The sequence below is a fragment of the Rhodococcus sp. OK302 genome, from assembly GCF_002245895.1.
GTDB lineage: Bacteria > Actinomycetota > Actinomycetes > Mycobacteriales > Mycobacteriaceae > Rhodococcus_F.
In genome coordinates this window covers 451343-465842 of the sequence record NZ_NPJZ01000001.1, presented here as the reverse complement: position 1 = coordinate 465842, position 14500 = coordinate 451343, and the positions used below count along the sequence as shown (strand labels likewise).

Here is a 14500-nt window from a genome sequence, read left to right as displayed (position 1 = left end):
ATAGACACGATTCGAGGATAGCCATGAAACGAGCAGCTCTGGTTGCGCCGGTCCGCACTGCGGTGGGTCGCTTCGGTGGTGGCCTGCGTGATGTGCCGGCGGAGACACTCGCGTCCGCCGTCATCAAGGAAGCTGTGCGACGGAGCGGGATCGACCCAGCGCGCATCGACGATGTTGCGATGGGCCAGTCGTACGCTAATTCCGAGGCGCCGTGCATCGGCCGGTGGGCTGCACTCGATGCCGGACTGCCGATTTCGGTGGCCGGATTCCAAACAGATCGCCGCTGCGGAACAGGGTTACAGGCCATCGTCACGGCCGCGATGATGGTGCAGACCGGTGCCGCCGACGTCGTTGTTGCCGGTGGTGTCGAGTCGATGAGCGGGATCGAGCACTACACGACGGGTGCGCGCTGGGGAACGAAATCCGGTGGGCTGCAACTGTTCGACCGACTCGATCGGGGTCGCGAGCGGTCTCAGCCCGAGTGGCGTTTCGGCAAGATCAGCGGGATGATCGAAACTGCCGAGAACGTCGCGCAGCGCTGCGGCATCAGTCGAGAGCAGTCCGATCAGTTTGCGGTCGACAGTCACCGAAAGGCAGCTTCGGCAAGGGATTCCGGACGGTTCGAGGGTGAGATCGTCTCGGTGGAACTGACCGATCGTAAGGGTAATGTCACGGCGTTTCGTACCGACGAGGGTATCCGCGACGATACGTCGATCGAGGCGCTCTCACGGTTGCGGGCCGTAACCCCGGGTGGTGTTGTCACCGCTGGAAATGCAAGTCAGCAAAACGATGCCGCGTCGGCGATGTTGGTGGTTGCCGAGGATCGCTTGGACGAGTTGGGTCTCGAACCGATCGGGTTTCTGGACAGCTGGGCTGCCGCGGGTTGTGAACCGTCGTTGATGGGCCTCGGCCCGGTCGCGGCGGTCTCGAAGCTCTTTGCTCGGGGTGGCGGTAGTTTCTCGGACTTCGAGTTGGTGGAGTTGAACGAGGCGTTTGCCTGCCAGGTTCTGGGTGTCGTGAAGGAATGGGGCTTCGAGGATCTGGATCGACTCAACGTCAACGGATCCGGAATTTCCCTCGGGCATCCCGTCGGCGCGACGGGTGCCAGAATGGCGACCACGGCCTTGCATGAACTCAGCCGTCGTGGCGGCGGAAAAGCGCTGCTGACGATGTGTATCGGTGGTGGGCAGGGCCTGGCCGCTGTGGTGGAGTCCGCCTGAATCTCGCGCTGGGTAGACTCCGGAGTAACAGCACAACGGAGGCGGTCGGCTGATGAGTTCAAGCGCAGAGGATTCCAGCGGAGCCCTGAACATCGAAGATGTTCGGCGCGCACAGGCTGCCCTCGACGGTTTGGACGTAATTACGTGGGCCAACCGCTTCGAATTGCTGTCCGACGCGAATCGACTTCGGCTTCTCCTCTGTTTGCATCACGCACCGGGGATCTGTGTCACGGACCTGTCCGTGGCACTGGGAATGAGCGGAACGGCTGTCTCGCACGCACTTCGGCTCTTACGTAGCCAAGGGTGGGTGACTGCGACGCGAGACGGCCGCTCCATGCGTTACCAACTGGCCGAAGACACCGTTCACCAGTTGCTTCACTCCATCGGCGCAACGCATTTCGGCGACACGCAGTTCGACGACACAGGTCACTCCCACCGCTGAGTCAAGGTGTGGCGAAAAACTGCTGCACTGCCGGCGCCGCATTCGGATTGCCGTTCATGATGCCCTGACCGGCGCCCACCACCGTTCCGATTGCCCCACCGACGATGCATCCGGCGATGAAGTTGGGGAAGATCGACACACATCCGATCCCGAGGCCCATGGCGGCGCCGCCGAGAGTTGACTGCAGCCCGCCGTTGTTCCAGCCGGCGTTGACTTCATTTGTCATGGTGTCGAACGCGATTTGCTTCGGGTTGTTGCCGGGAAAGAGCGTCGCGGCAACTTGACTGTTTGTGCTCACCGGCGGGTTCAAAGGATCGAAGGCTGCGTTCGGAGCTGCAACCGCAGTTCCGGCGCCAGCACCTACAGTCGCGACAACAAGCACGGTCATGGTCAGAGTTCGGGACAGTTTCATGGGGACGGCCAATCTGTCTGTGTGGAACCTTCAGTATGAAAATTTCTGTTCGGGCACAAGCGGACCCGTCGTCTAGCGCGCGACGGGTCGTGAGAAATGGCTACCCGACTCTGCAGCTACTGAAACCGTCCATCCTCATTCGTCTCCTGGCGGCATTTTCAGTGCCAACGGTGATCCGCGATTGCGGTGCGGGGACCGAATTTCGGTTTGACGGCTTGCCCACTCGCTTGCAGGAGGCGGACGGCCCGATACCGGTGTGGTTGTAGGGGAGCGAGGTACTCCACCATCCGTGCGTCGTCGATCGGCTCACCGAGCAACGACCAACCGATGACGGACGCCAGATGGTAGTCACCGACCGACAATGCGTCGGAATCGCCGAAGGCGCGTTGGGCGACCTCGGCGGCAGTCCAGATTCCGACGCCGGGGACGGCGCGCAAACGCTGTGTTGCTTCCGCTCGCGTGAATGTCGATGCTTCTTCGAGACGATTGGCGACGCGAGCACATTGAACAATCGTCCGGGATCGTGCCGGATCCACATTTGCGCGATGAAACTCCCACGACGGCATCAAGCGCCACTGATCCGCGGTGAGTGGCACCCGCATTCCGTCGGGGGCCGGACCCGGTGGACGTTCGCCGAATTTGGTGGACAACCGGCGCCACGCCGCGAACGCGTCGATGCCGTGCACACGCTGCTCCAGGATCGCCGGCACAAGAGCTTCCAGGACGCGGCCGGTGCGGCCGATCCGAAGATGCGGAAAGCGGCGGTGAGCTTCGACGAGCTTGGGATGCTCGGGTGCAAAATCGTCCGTGTTGTCGTCGACACCGAGAAGCGCGTCGACGCTCCCGAGGAATTCCGTAGCGCCGAGGCCCCAGGCCTGAGCGCGGACGGTGTGCCGGTCGGATTGGGTGATGCGATAGGTCACAGGGCCCGAAGGTTGGCGGGAAGTTCGCCAGATCGCGCCGTCCGCAGTGCGCCGGTGGGTGGGGTCGGCGGGTCCGCGCTGATGCGGACCGAGCGTCAGCGCTGCATCGAGTGGTCGCGCCGAAGTTACGGTGACTTCGTCGGCGACGGGTGACTGCGTCATTTCATAGCAAGCGTATAGACCCTGGTCGACGCGCGTTCAGGCATATGTCGGTGGGGCAACGTATTGTCCGAGCCATGATCATCGTGAGCACCGACGGATCCTGTCTACGAAACCCCGGTGGGGCTATCGGCTGGGCTTGGGTCAATCACGAGGGTCCCACCATGTCGGGTGGTGAATCATCCGGAACAAATCAGATCGCAGAATTGCGAGCTTTGTTCGAGGCTGTTGTCGCACACCCCGGCGACGAGCCCCTGCTCATCGAATCCGACTCGCAGTACGCCATCAAATGCGCCTCCGAGTGGCTGCCGAGTTGGAAGCGCAAGGGCTGGAAAACCGCAAGCGGCGGTGCCGTCAAGAACCTGGAACTCGTGCAGGGAATCGACCGGGTCATCACCGACCGCGTCGGCCCGGTGCGTTTTCGTTGGGTTCGCGGACACGTCGGCAACCACTACAACGAGGTAGCCGACAAATTGGCCGGCGAGGCCGCACGCGCCATTGTCTCCGGGGATATTGCGTCGGTGCCGCTTGCTGTCCCGGCTGCTGAACTTTCGGTGAAAAAGGAAATGACCGTCGTGAACCCCTCCTACAAGGAGAAGTCCACGACGGTCATCGAACCGGAAGATCTGTTCACACTCTTCTGAGCGTCTAGGTCAAGCTGCCCTCATGGACCGCACGGTCGAATGCGGGAAGCGGGTCACCGGCACGCAGGGTGGTGGCCAACGCCGGATCCGCAAGGTGCAGGCGGCCGATTGCAATCAGATCGAACTCACCGGAACCGATGCGCTTCTCCAGTTCGGGGATATTGTCCACGACGGGAGAAGAGCCCTCGATGCGGCTGTCGCGCAGAGACTTTCCGAGACCGACGCTGCCGACGGCCATCGTGACCGCGCCGGTCAGCTTCTTGGCCCAGCCTGCCAGCGAGAGTTCGCTGCCTTCGAAAGCGGGGACGTCGAAGCGGCGGATGCTGGCATCCAGAACGTCCACTCCGGCGTCGACCAGGGCGCCCAGAATGACACCCAACTCTTCCGGGGTCTCGGCGATCTTGGCGGTGAAGTCCTGCTGCTTGTGCTGCGAGAAACGGTAGATGATCGGCACATCAGGGCCGACGGCTTCGCGGATCGCAGCGATCACAGCGACGGGGAACTTGGTACGACGCTCGAGGTCGCCGCCCCAGGCGTCGTCGCGCTTGTTGGTGCCTTCCCACAGGAAGGAGTCGAGCAGGTAACCGTGGCCACCGTGCAGGGCGATACCGTCGAAACCGACCTCGAGTGCATTGACTGCAGAACGAGCGTAGGCGGCAATGACATCCGCGATGTCCTGCTCGGTCATCGCTTCGGTGACGGCCTGGGCGCGCTCGACATATTCGGCCGTGTACGAAGTGACACCCAGCGGGCCCCACTCGCCGGACGGACGCATCGGCTTGAGCTCGGGATCGAGCTGCATCATCGCGCCCCACAGCGGGCCGACGTGCCAGAGCTGCGGAACGATCTTGCCGCCGGCTGCGTGGACGTCGTCGACAACCTTGCGCCAGCCCGCCAGTGCCTCGGGGGTGTGCAGGTTGGGAACGTTGACGTGATCGACGGCGGTGACGTGATCGATGGCCACTCCCTCGGTGACGATGAGGCCGGTGCCGCCCGAAGCGCGTCGGCTGTAGTAGTCGGCTACGTCCTGGCCGGGAACTCCGTCGGTGGAACGTGAGCGGGTCATGGGGGACATGACGATGCGGTTGGCAAGCTCGAGCGAACGGATACGCAGCGGCTGGAACAGGGGGTTGGTCATGTCAATCACAGTGCTTTCATGAATCGGAAGAATCCGGGGTCCTGGTCGACTCGCAACCTGGTGAGGGTGCGGTAGCTGATCAGCCACTTGCCGTCCTCTTTGCGGTATTCCTCGTGGTAGTGGCCGTAGCCGTGTAGGTGGAGTTCTTTCTCGCCGTCGTTCCACCACAGCATGTCTTCCATCGCCCAGATGCCCGTGGCTGTCGTGGGGGAGGTCAACACGATTTCGGGCATGTGCGCGTGGTGCGCCGTGGTGAGGGGGATTTCGCCGTCGAGCATGTTGCGAATGGCATTGGTGAGCTTTTCGATGCCGACAACCTGGTTGGACGTGTCGCCGGTCTTGGGCTGCTTGTCTGCGGGCAGGCCACCCCAGGTCTCGCTGACGACGTCCGCGGTGTGCAGTGTCGGGTAGATGTGCCACTGCTTGGTGTCCATGCAGCGCAGGCGAGCTGAGAAGACCCTCTTGATTTCCTCGATCGCAAGCAGTTCCTCGACGGGACTGAGTGGTTCCTCGGCGGGGTGGGGTGACGCGACGTCGGAATCGGACTGAGACATGCAACCTCCAGCAATGATCGGCAAGATGCCTTCACACTCGGGTGCCGGGGCGCTGCCGTCAATCACCGGTCTCAGTGAGCGCGACGACGCTCGGTATGGTCGAGCGAAACAGAAGGAGCGTTCTTTTATGTGCACGGAAGCAGATTCAGTTCCAGGCTCGCAGGAAATTGCCGAGGTCCGCGCGTTCTGGCAGGAACTGGGGTTGCCTGGACTCATCGACATACACACCCACTTCATGCCCAAGAGTGTGATGGACAAGGTGTGGGGCTATTTCGATTCGGCTGGCCCGATGATCGGTCGGCCGTGGCCCATCACCTATCGGATGGCAGAAGAGGAACGAGTACATCGCCTTCGCGAGTTCGGTGTCCGCGCCTTCACATCGATGGTCTACCCGCACAAGTCCGGGATGGCTGAGTGGCTCAATTCGTGGGCCGTCGAATTTGCTGCACAGACGCCCGATTGCCTGCATACAGCCACGTTCTATCCGGAGGAATCGGCCGGGACGTACGTCGGAAAGGCATTGGAGTCGGGGGCTCGAATCTTCAAGTCCCACATCCAAGTCGGCAATTACGAGCCCAACGATCCGCTGCTCGATCAGGTGTGGGGACAGCTCGAAGACGCCGAAACGCCCATCGTCATCCACTGTGGTTCGGGACCCGCGCCGGGAACGTACACCGGACCGGATCGGATCGCGTCGTTGCTGGCGCGCTACCCGAGATTGTCGTTGATCATCGCTCACATGGGCATGCCGGAGTACAGCGAATTCCTCGATCTTGCCGAGGGATACGGAAATGTGCGTCTGGATACGACCATGGCGTTCACCGACTTCACCGAAGAACAGGGCGCTTTCCCGAAGGCGGACATTCCGCGACTGGTCGCTATGCAGGACCGAATCATGTTCGGAAGCGATTTCCCGAACATTCCGTACCCGTACCTGAAATCACTCGAGGCACTTACGCGTTTCGATCTGGGTGACGAGTGGCTGCGGGCCGTGGCGCACGACAACGCTGCCAAGCTCTTCTCGGTGGGCTGATCGCACCCACCGAGAAGAGACGGTGTCAGCGGAGTTTGATGCTGCCGCCGTCGGCCATCAACGTCTGGCCGGTCATGTACTTGGAATCGTCACTCGCGAGGAACACTGCGACAGGCGCGATGTCGGTCTCGGGATCGCCGATGCGGCCCAGCGGAACCTTGGCGACGGACGCAGCAGCGCGATCCGGGAATGCTTCTGCCCAGGCGACAACACCCTCGGTAGCGGCGAACGGGCAGATCACGTTGACCCGAATGCCTTCCGGCGCCCATTCATTGGCGACGACGCGAGTGAGGCCGCGGACTGCTTCCTTGGCTGCTGCGTACGACGTCTGGGTGGGCATGCCATCCAGGCCGGAGCCCGAAGCGAAGTTGATGACCGAGCCCTTGGACTTGGCCAACTCGTCGTGGCAGGCCTGCATCAGGTGGACAACCGGGTAGAAGCCCGTGTTGAAGGACAGGTCGAACATGTCCTGGGTGGTCTCCAACAACGGAGCCTGACGAGACGCGTGAGCGTTGTTGACCAGGACGTCGACGCTGCCGAAAGCCTCGACTGCGGCGTCGCGGATCTGCTCGGCAGAACCTGCTGCGGAGAGGTCGACGTTCAGGAACTTGCCGGCGCCGGCAAGTTCCTTCTCGAGTGCCTGACCCTGCTCGTCGTTGATGTCGACGAACAGAACCTTCGCGCCTTCACGGGCGAAGACTCGGGTGATTGCGCGACCGATTCCGCCGGCGCCGCCGGTGACGATTGCTACCTTGCCGTTCAACCTCATGAAATGCGCTCCTCTTTTGTGAAACTGCGTAGGTGGTGCTGATTAGACGGTTGCGGTCTCGTCGACTGCGAGAGCAATCTTTTCGAGGCCGGCGATGCTGTAGGCAGCGTAGTTCTCGTACGGTCCACGGCCCGAGAAGTAGGACGTGAGCTGTCCGCCGAGCTCCTCGACGGTGAAGGCGGATCCGGCTGCGTCGAAACGGTTCTCGACCTTCGGTGCCTCCATGAGTGCAACCATCTTGCCGTAGACGACAAAGACCTGTCCGTTGATCTCGTCGGAATCAGGCGAAGCGAGGTAGCTGACGAGCGTTGCGACGCGCTCGGGTGCCAACGGATCGAGACCCTGGACTCCGGTGTTGTTCTCGCCGAAGGCCTGTGCCGTCATCGCGGTCCGGGCGCGGGGGCAGATGGCGTTGGTGCGAACACCGTAGCGGGAGAGTCCCTGGGCGCTCGAGAGCGTCAGCGCGGTGATGCCGGCCTTGGCTGCGGAGTAGTTGGGCTGTCCGGCGGAGCCGAAGAGGAATGCCTCGGAGGAGGTGTTGATGATGCGGCCGTAGACGGGAGCGTCGGCTGCCTTGCTGGCTGCGCGCCAGTGGACGGCTGCGGCATGCGAGGTGGCGGCGTGGCCCTTGAGGTGCACGCGGATGACGTCGTCCCAGTCGGACTCGGTCAGGTTGAAGATCATCTTGTCGCGCAGGATGCCCGCGTTGTTGACGAGGATGTCGAAGGAGCCGAAGTTCTTGACGGCTTCTTCGATGATGCGACCGCCGAGCGACCAGTCGGAGACGTCGCCGGTGATGGCGAGCGCCTGTCCGCCGGCTGCCTTGATCTCGTCGACGACGTCGTTGGCTGCGGAGCCCATGTCATTGACGATGACGGCTGCGCCTGCGGCTGCGAGGCCGAGTGCTTCCGCGCGGCCCAGGCCTGCGCCTGCGCCGGTGACTGCGGCAACTTTGCCTTCCAAGCTCAGTGATTGCGTCATGTCGTGCTCCTTCGATCCTGTGCCAGTGACACTGATGTCCGCTGGAACGATGTCCACTGAAAATTAGTATTCATTCTAATTTGCCGACGCTGTTTTGGGCGGGGTTCCGTAAAACTACCCAAGTCAAAATCAGAATTAGTTCTAGTTTTGAACAGATGGTGCACGGGAAATGCGAAAGTCCCGGTCAGTGGGAGCGGTGATGTAGGTCACGGGTGGGTCATGCCACCTTGGGGTTACGCGCCGACTAGGCACGTACGCACCCGCGTCACCACCGATTTTGCCCCGGAGCGCCCATGTTCACCGACTCGCCTGCACACAAGCATCCACGCCCCAGTCAGTCGCTGGAGATCCTCAGCGCAGGATCTGCGCTGGCGGCTTCGGGTGGGTCGACAGGCGGATCTGCCGCGCTCCTGGCAGCAATGCTCAAGACCTAGATACGGCGGCAATGCGCCGGATCAGGCAGTAGTACCGAAACAGACAGCGCGGTCAGGGCGGCCGATTGTGCCGGACCTGAAATCACGGAAGGCACCATCAGTGTCACTGAATTTGGCAGATCTGTACGAGGGCGTAGCGGACTTGATTCCGGATCGCGAAGCACTTGTTTGCGACGGACGTCGCCGCACCTACGTCGAACTCGACGAGGGATCCAACCGCATCGCGCACCACCTGGCGAACGCTGGAGTCGGACCGGGCGATCACGTCGCGCTTCACATGCGCAACAGCGTCGAGTACGTCGAAAGTTTGTTGGGCTGCCTCAAGATTCGTGCAGTTCCGATCAACGTGAACTACCGCTACGTCGATGCCGAGCTGACGTACCTGTACAACGATTCCAAGTCGGTAGCCCTGATCGTCGACGAAGAATTTGCGGGCACAGTCGCGACGGTTCTCCCGGGAACGCCCGACGTGAAGCACGTTGTTGTCGTAGGCAACCCGGATTCACTCGTTGTCGACGGCGTCGACACCGTCGGTTACGAAGCTGCCGCGCAGGCACAGCCGTCTTCACGTGGCTTCGGAGCGCGCAGTGAAGACGATCTGTTCATCATCTACACCGGCGGAACCACGGGTATGCCCAAGGGCGTCATGTGGCGCCACGAGGACTTCTACTTTGCCGCGCTGACCGGTGGCAACCCGTTCGGACCGCCGCACCGTACCGCGCAAGAGCTGTACACCGCCGTGCCGAACGTCTTCGCGATGAACATGCTCAGCACCGCACCGCTCATGCACGGCGCTGCGTCGTACTCGCTGTTCACCGGATTCTTCATGGGCGCCAACGCTATTCTGATGGCAAAGTTCGACGCCAAGACGACGCTCGAACTCGCCGGAACGGAGAAGGCCATCTCCATCACCGTCGTCGGCGACGCGATGGCACGTCCGATCGCGGACGAATTGGCAGCCAACGGTGCGGATTACGATCTCAGCTCGGTAGCCATGGTGACATCCGGCGGGGCACTGTTCTCCCTGTCCCTGCGTGATCAGTTGAAGTCGCTCGTTCCGAACCTGAACATCCGCGACGGCTTCGGCTCCTCGGAGTCGGGTGTCGACGGCAACATCGAGATCGGCGAAGACGGCTTGATGCGTATCGCTGCTCGTGACGAGACCCGCGTGGTCGACGAGCGGATGCGTCCGCTCGAGCCCGGATCACCCGACACCGGATACATCGCCCGCTCAGGTCACGTCCCGGTCGGGTACTTCAACGACCCGGTCAAGACTGCCGCGACGTTCCCGATCGTCGACGGAGTCCGTATGTCGGTGCTCGGCGACGTCGGACGCGTCGAAGCTGACGGTTCGATCGTGTTGCTGGGACGCGGATCTCAGTGCATCAACACCGGCGGTGAGAAGGTGTACCCCGAAGAGATCGAGCAGGCCATCAAGAGTCACCCGGCCGTTCTCGACGCTCTGGTTGCCGGAGTTCCGGACGAGAAGTTCGGCGAGCGCGTCGCCGCTGTCATCACCACCCGCGAGGGTTTTGATGTTCCCGATGCTGCAGAAATCGGTGAGCATTGCGCGACGCAGGTAGCTCGGTACAAGATCCCGCGCACCGTCGTCAGCGTTCCGACGATCATGCGTTCCCCGAGCGGCAAGGCCGACTACCGCTGGGCCAAGGCAACTCTGGTGGAGCAAGCAAACTAATACGTCGAATACCTGAAGTCATCCAGCGCGTTTTGTGAGGGGCGCGCTGGGTGACTTTTGTGTTTGCGCGGTCAGCCGGTTCCGGTGACCGTCAAATACAGCAGTGCAACGTTGAGCGTGACGATCAGCCCAGCGGCGAGCCAGGCCGCGACGGTGGTCAGTGGGGCATTGCGGGCATCGCCCATGAGTTCGCGATCCGAGGTCATTCGGACGAGGGGGATGATCGCGAACGGTATGCACAAGCTCAGCACAACTTGGCTCAGCACGAGTGCCAATGTCGGGTCGACGCCCAGTCCGAGGACGATCAGGGCGGGGATGAGGGTGACGATCCGCCGAGTGATCACCGGAATGCGAATGGCGAGAAGGCCGTGCATGATTTCGGCGCCGGCGGCGCAACCGACGGATGTGGACGCCAGTCCCGATGCGAGCAGGCCGATCGCGAACACCACGGCAACTCCGGGGCCGAGGGAGTTTTCGATTGCCGCATGGGCTCCGTCGATCGTGTCCGTTCCGGGAACTCCGCGCAGCGCCGAGGCTGCCAGGAGCAGCATTCCGATGTTCACCGTGCCGGCGATGATGAGCGCGACGACGACATCCCAGCGAGTGATCTTCAGGAGTCGCTGCAAGCGGGGCCCGGGTTCGATGTGGCCGTGACGATCTCGTGCCAATGCGGAATGCAGGTAGATCGCATGGGGCATGACTGTTGCCCCGAGCATGCTTGCTGCGAGTAGCACTGTTTCGGTGCCTTCGAATCGCGGAACCAAGCCGGCGACGGCGTCGGCGCCCGATACATCCGTGAAGGCGAGGCCGGTGAGGAAGCCGATCGTGATAATCGCGAGAAGCCCGATGACAACGAACTCGAAAGTCCTTTGACCACGCCTACTTTGAATCATCAGAATGACCATCGACACGCAACCGGTGATGAGTCCGCCGACAAAGAGTGGGATGTTGAACAGCAGGTTGAGCGCGATGGCGCCGCCGATGACCTCGGCGACATCCGTTGCGATTGCCATCGTTTCGGCTTGCAGCCAGAATGCGCGACGGTTGTTCTTGCGTAGACGCTGACCGAGCATCTCCGGCAAGGATTTTCCGGAGACCAGGCCGAGCTTCGCGGAAAGGTACTGCACCAGGACGGCCATTGCATTGGCGAGAACCAGCACCCAGATCAGGAGATAGCCGTACTTGGCGCCGGCAGTGAGGTTGGCGGCAACGTTTCCGGGATCGACATACGCGATGGCAGCTACGAATGCCGGGCCGAGCAGTGCGATGGATCTGCCACTCGGTCGCCGGCGTGGGCGCTGTGCCAATTCTCGCGTACGGGTGCTCATCGGACTCCTGTTTGCGCATTCGCCAAACCGAATGATTCGACTATATGAACTATAGAGTTCGGGAGGCCGAACTTTCAAGGCGAGTCCTGTGCTGTGCGCCTTTATTACCCCCGGCGGTTAATAAAGGCGCACAGCTGGGAGCTAGCTCGTCACCCCGGCAGCGAGGAGTGCGCGAGCCTCGGGGCGTCCGTCGAGGATGCTGTTGGTGCGGAGCTTGACCTTCCACTCACCGTCGTTCTTGACCAGTTCCCAGCGGTTGGCGGTGATCCGCAGGACCTTGAAGCCCTTGGGGTTCTCGGGATCCTTGATGATCAACTGTGAATGGCAGGTCGCGACGGCCGTGTTGCCGTCGATACGAATGTGAGCCGGCGTCATCATGTGCGCGGCGCCGTTCATGATCCAGTTCTGATGTGCGTCGCTCTTCACCATTGCGCGCAGTTCGCCGCGGCCATGCATCGCTCCCGTGTCGACGTCGTAGACGCCGTCTTCGAGCCACAGGTTCGCGACCTCGTCAGCGCACCCGCTGTCGACGGCCGGGCTGTAGGCAGTCAGGAGTTCGGTGATGGCGAGCTTGTCTTCGAGAAGTTCAACGCGTGCGAGCAGGGATTCGATCAGTGCTGTGGAGTCGGTCATCGGTTGTCCTTACATGCGGAATGGATAAATCAGGAAGCGGTGAATTCGATGCCCTCGGCGAGGGCGATGCGGTGAAGTTCTTCGAGCTGATCACTGAAATGAGCGGCGCTTGTCGCGGTGATCGAGGAGCTTGCGATAGTCGCTCCGGCGTCACGAACGCGTGTCAGCGCGCGGACGGTCTGCTCGGCGTCGCCAAGTGGGTCGAGGGGAGCACCGGTGGACAGGATGACGTCGAAGCGTTCGGGGAGCGGCGCTGCGGCGAGCATGTCCTTCAATTCCGAGAGGCGCAATCCGAACGGCACCCAGCCGTCGCCGTGGGCTACTGCTCGGCGCAGGGACCGCTTTGTCCGGCCGCCGATCCACAGCGGCACCCGGGTCTGAACTGCGTGCGGTTCCACGACGAAGTCCGAGTAGTCGTAGAACTCGCCGTGGTACTCCGGGCGGGGATTCGACAGTGACACCCGCAGCGCGGCGAGGGCGTCGTCGGCGCGTGCTCCACGGTCGGCGAACGGCGCATTTATGAGATCGAATTCTTCTTTTAGCGTGCCGACTCCGAGGCCCAGAACGAGTCGGCCGTTGCTGACGCGATCCAGGGTTCCGTAGCGCTTCGCGATCTCGAGGGGGTGGTGATATCCCAGGACGAGCACCTGTGTGGCAAGGCGGATGTTGCGTGTCCGAGCGGCGAGATACCCGAGTGTTGCTAGTGGATCCCAGTAGGTTCCGCCACGTTCTTCGGCGATCTCGGCCGGCACTGCTACGTGTTCGCTGCAGGTCAAGTGGTGAAAACCGAGTCGGTCGGCCGTTTCGGCGATCTGCGCAACCTCTTCGATGTCGGCAGTGGCCTCCCATTCGGAGCGGGTGCTGGGGTGCTGGATCAGGACCGGTGTGACGATTCCCAGGTGCATCGGGCGTTTATAGCCGTGACGGCGTTCGCGAGGGGGCGACTTTCCGGTGATCGGGACTGGTTTGTGTGGCTCGACTTCCCAGATGCTGTGACCTGGGTTATAGTCACTAGAATCAATTCCAGTTTCCGGGAGGCGTCAATGACCATCGTTGATATCGACGACACAATGACCACGGTTCAGCCGACCAACACTGCGGCCAAGAAGGATCTGCCGCCGTCGATGGTCGAGCGGATGACGCTCATTCTCGATGCCTTCGACGGTCGAGCTGCCCGGCTCACGCTGGAAGAGGTTGCGTGCCGCACGCAGCTTCCGCGTTCCACTGTTCACCGCATCCTCGATCAGCTGGTCAAACTCGACTGGGTCGATCATGCATCATTCGGCTACTGCTTGGGTCGACGCGCGCTCGGATTGGGTGGCGGCGACGGCGGCCACAGCCAGATTCGTGAAGCTGCGGCGCCGCTTCTGCATGAACTGCACTTGCAGACCGGAATGGTTGTGCACCTCTCTGTCCTCGACGGCCGTGAAACGGTGTACCTCGACAAGGTCGGCGGACGTTTTGCCGCAGCACTCCCGTCGCGAGTCGGTGGCCGTGCCCTTGCGCACTCCACGGCCGGCGGCAAGGCGATGCTGGCGTGGATCGACCCGGAGCGCGTCGACGCACTTTTTGGTACCACCCTCCCGCGGTGTACCGAGAACACCATCTCGGAGATCGGCGTTCTGCATCAGGAACTCAACCGCATCCGTCAGCGTCGCGGTCTTGCGTTCGAGCGCGGCGAATCGGCTCGCGGAGTGGCCTGTGTCGCCGCTGCGATTCGTGGGCACGAAGGCCCCGTCGGCAGCATCGCGCTGTGCGGCGACATGCGGACGGCTCAGCTCGAGCGAGTCGCACCGTTGGTTGTCGACGCGGCCCGTGAGGTCTCGCGGTCGCTGTACCCCGAGCTGGGTGCCCCGCGTCGTGGACGCAAGGCGCCGCCCGTTCCCGTCAATACTTTCTCGGCCGACACGATGGACCGTCTCCTCGCCGTTTCCACTCAGCACTGGATCTGAGTTTCCGGTAGTTGAAGGTGATATCGCTGTAGCGGTATCACCTTCAGCTGTGTCATCTGAGCACGGTAGGAAATTCGTAGATTCGGATAATTGCCGCAAATTCATTCACGTTTCGGCGTGCCTGTGCCGCAACCACATTGGCAGGCTCACGAAGATCTCCTGTCGGTGATCCCGATCACCGG

16 protein-coding genes are annotated in these 14500 nt (G+C 62.1%); 7 read left to right on the top strand and 9 right to left on the bottom strand.

Going from position 1 to position 14500, the window contains the following annotated elements:
• Window positions 1–23 precede the first annotated feature (23 nt).
• Together BDB13_RS02055 and BDB13_RS02050 are read left to right on the top strand one after the other, a co-directional pair.
• Entirely contained in the window at window positions 24–1220 is a 1197-nt protein-coding gene (locus BDB13_RS02055) for an acetyl-CoA C-acetyltransferase (RefSeq protein WP_094270185.1), read from the top strand.
• A 52-nt stretch (window positions 1221–1272) separates the two neighbouring features.
• On the top strand, window positions 1273–1662 hold the full coding sequence (locus BDB13_RS02050; protein WP_176459507.1) for an ArsR/SmtB family transcription factor: 390 nt from the start codon (window positions 1273–1275) through the stop codon (window positions 1660–1662).
• A gap of 1 nt (window position 1663) precedes the next feature.
• Here the strand turns inward: BDB13_RS02050 and BDB13_RS02045 are convergent, their stop codons facing one another.
• Both BDB13_RS02045 and BDB13_RS02040 read right to left on the bottom strand, forming a co-directional pair.
• Window positions 1664–2074, bottom strand: a complete 411-nt coding sequence (locus BDB13_RS02045; RefSeq protein WP_176459506.1) for a hypothetical protein — start codon at window positions 2072–2074, stop codon at window positions 1664–1666.
• 158 nt (window positions 2075–2232) lie between these two features.
• A complete protein-coding gene (locus tag BDB13_RS02040; RefSeq protein ID WP_094270182.1) occupies window positions 2233–3159 on the bottom strand; it encodes a DNA-3-methyladenine glycosylase family protein in 927 nt (308 codons plus the stop codon).
• A gap of 74 nt (window positions 3160–3233) precedes the next feature.
• Here BDB13_RS02040 and BDB13_RS02035 point away from each other — a divergent pair, with 74 nt between their 5' ends.
• A complete protein-coding gene (locus BDB13_RS02035; protein WP_094274608.1) occupies window positions 3234–3800 on the top strand; it encodes a ribonuclease H family protein in 567 nt (188 codons plus the stop codon).
• Window positions 3801–3804: 4 nt separating this feature from the next.
• Here BDB13_RS02035 and BDB13_RS02030 read toward each other — a convergent pair whose 3' ends face one another.
• Window positions 3805–4938, bottom strand: a complete 1134-nt coding sequence (locus BDB13_RS02030) for an NADH:flavin oxidoreductase (protein ID WP_094274607.1) — start codon at window positions 4936–4938, stop codon at window positions 3805–3807.
• Between the two features lie 5 nt (window positions 4939–4943).
• The gene (locus tag BDB13_RS02025) at window positions 4944–5492 is read right to left on the bottom strand and encodes a nuclear transport factor 2 family protein (protein WP_094270181.1); all 549 of its coding nucleotides are present in this window, start codon (window positions 5490–5492) and stop codon (window positions 4944–4946) included.
• Window positions 5493–5619: 127 nt separating this feature from the next.
• On the opposite strand from BDB13_RS02025, the gene BDB13_RS02020 reads away from it, so the two are divergent.
• On the top strand, window positions 5620–6525 hold the full coding sequence (locus BDB13_RS02020; protein WP_094274606.1) for an amidohydrolase family protein: 906 nt from the start codon (window positions 5620–5622) through the stop codon (window positions 6523–6525).
• Window positions 6526–6550: 25 nt separating this feature from the next.
• Here BDB13_RS02020 and BDB13_RS02015 read toward each other — a convergent pair whose 3' ends face one another.
• Together BDB13_RS02015 and BDB13_RS02010 are read right to left on the bottom strand one after the other, a co-directional pair.
• Window positions 6551–7294, bottom strand: a complete 744-nt coding sequence (locus BDB13_RS02015; RefSeq protein WP_094270180.1) for an SDR family NAD(P)-dependent oxidoreductase — start codon at window positions 7292–7294, stop codon at window positions 6551–6553.
• A gap of 42 nt (window positions 7295–7336) precedes the next feature.
• On the bottom strand, window positions 7337–8275 hold the full coding sequence (locus tag BDB13_RS02010) for a 3-oxoacyl-ACP reductase (protein WP_094274605.1): 939 nt from the start codon (window positions 8273–8275) through the stop codon (window positions 7337–7339).
• A 293-nt stretch (window positions 8276–8568) separates the two neighbouring features.
• Between BDB13_RS02010 and BDB13_RS32030 the strand changes: the two genes are divergently transcribed.
• Together BDB13_RS32030 and BDB13_RS02005 are read left to right on the top strand one after the other, a co-directional pair.
• Window positions 8569–8709 (top strand): hypothetical protein, encoded by a 141-nt coding sequence (locus BDB13_RS32030; protein ID WP_169637185.1) that lies wholly within the window; start codon window positions 8569–8571, stop codon window positions 8707–8709.
• 100 nt (window positions 8710–8809) lie between these two features.
• Window positions 8810–10405, top strand: a complete 1596-nt coding sequence (locus BDB13_RS02005; protein ID WP_094274604.1) for an acyl-CoA synthetase — start codon at window positions 8810–8812, stop codon at window positions 10403–10405.
• A 71-nt stretch (window positions 10406–10476) separates the two neighbouring features.
• Here the strand turns inward: BDB13_RS02005 and BDB13_RS02000 are convergent, their stop codons facing one another.
• The 3 genes from BDB13_RS02000 to BDB13_RS01990 all read right to left on the bottom strand — a co-directional run bounded on the left by BDB13_RS02000 (window position 10477) and on the right by BDB13_RS01990 (window position 13271).
• Window positions 10477–11733: an Nramp family divalent metal transporter gene (locus BDB13_RS02000; protein ID WP_094270179.1), complete on the bottom strand. Its 1257-nt coding sequence runs from the start codon at window positions 11731–11733 to the stop codon at window positions 10477–10479.
• A gap of 141 nt (window positions 11734–11874) precedes the next feature.
• Window positions 11875–12366, bottom strand: a complete 492-nt coding sequence (locus BDB13_RS01995) for a nuclear transport factor 2 family protein (RefSeq protein WP_094270178.1) — start codon at window positions 12364–12366, stop codon at window positions 11875–11877.
• A 29-nt stretch (window positions 12367–12395) separates the two neighbouring features.
• Window positions 12396–13271: a TIGR03619 family F420-dependent LLM class oxidoreductase gene (locus tag BDB13_RS01990; protein WP_094270177.1), complete on the bottom strand. Its 876-nt coding sequence runs from the start codon at window positions 13269–13271 to the stop codon at window positions 12396–12398.
• Window positions 13272–13409: 138 nt separating this feature from the next.
• On the opposite strand from BDB13_RS01990, the gene BDB13_RS01985 reads away from it, so the two are divergent.
• Entirely contained in the window at window positions 13410–14318 is a 909-nt protein-coding gene (locus BDB13_RS01985) for an IclR family transcriptional regulator (RefSeq protein ID WP_094270176.1), read from the top strand.
• Window positions 14319–14500: the final 182 nt, after the last annotated feature.